Here is a 1,279-nt window from a genome sequence, read left to right as displayed (position 1 = left end):
TTAGTGTTTGCCTTTACGATGATTCTGGCGGGTAAGTGCCAGGACTTATTAGGGCCCAGGGTAACGGCACTGATTGGTGGCGTGTTAGTGGGTGCAGGTTTGCTGGTGATTTCGCAAAGCACGAGTTATACAGCTTGGGTGCTTGGTTTTGGTGTGCTCACCGGTGCAGGTATCGGTTTTGGTTATGCTTCGGCTACGCCACCTGCACTGAAGTGGTTCCCCGGCGGGCAGACCGGACTTATTGCGGGTTTGGTCGTTGCAGGCTTTGGCTTGGCACCTGTCTATATTGCCCCCTTGGCTTCTTACCTTGTTGGTGAGTGGGGTTTGCAAAGCACCATGATGTTTTTTGGCGCTGCATTCTTTATTGCCTTAAGCATTCTATCCCGTTTTCTTAAGAATCCGCCTGAGGGCTATGTTCCTGCTGAACCAGAATCTTCGGATCAGAATGTAGTTAAAGAACTGCCTGCCAAAACAGAGCAAGAAGACTTGGAACCGGTTCAACGCAGTGAGCCTGAAAGATCCATGGATGCATCACTGGTTATTAAAACGGCTTCATTTTGGAAACTCTGGTTTCTGTATTTTATTGGCGCTGGAGCCGGGCTAATGGTGATTGGTAGCGTGGCTGGGATGGCGAAGCAAAGTATGGGTAACGCTGCGTTTATCGTCGTCGCCATCATGGCGGTAGGTAATGCCTCAGGACGGATTATTGCTGGCGTGGTGTCTGATGCCATGGGTAAAAACCTTGCCTTGGCAATCTTCCTGGCGCTTCAGTCTTTGAATATGTTTCTGGCGATATTCGTCGTCTCTAGTGAGGGGGCGATGGCGTTCTTTATTGTCTTGTCGGCGACCTTTATTGGCTTTAATTACGGTACCAATCTGGCGCTTTTTCCTGCCTTTTGTAAGGGTTGGTGGGGCTTGAAGTCCTTTGGTATCAATTATGGCCTTCTGTTTACTTCGTGGGGAATAGGCGGTTTTGTGATGACCAAAATATCGGGAGCGATAGTCGCGAGTACCGGATCCTATGTCTGGTCATTTATCGTGGCTGGAATTCTACTGGCGATTGCCGCTTTCGTTGCATTACGAATGAAAGAACCTAAGAGTGTTGCCTAGAGCATGAAAAAAGGGGCGGGTCTAAATCGACCGGCCCCTTTTGTTTAAGTAAGACTAAACCTGTTTAACACTTAGTTTAGTAAATCATTACCTAAGTTGATTAACTGCGTCTCACCATTGCTATCATCAACACCGTCATTGTCATTGACGACATAAACAGTATTGTCTG

Annotated in this window: 1 protein-coding gene; it reads left to right on the top strand. The window is 47.8% G+C overall.

All coding sequences use genetic code 11. The features are described from left to right. On the top strand, nucleotides 1-1,110 hold a 1,110-nt coding region (locus A3763_RS18840), incomplete at its 5' end, for an OFA family MFS transporter (protein WP_068634586.1). Nucleotides 1,111-1,279: the final 169 nt, after the last annotated feature.

This window comes from Oleiphilus sp. HI0128 (genome assembly GCF_001635365.1).
Note: the sequence above shows the minus strand (reverse complement) of the source record. Positions and strands in the feature narration are given on the sequence as shown.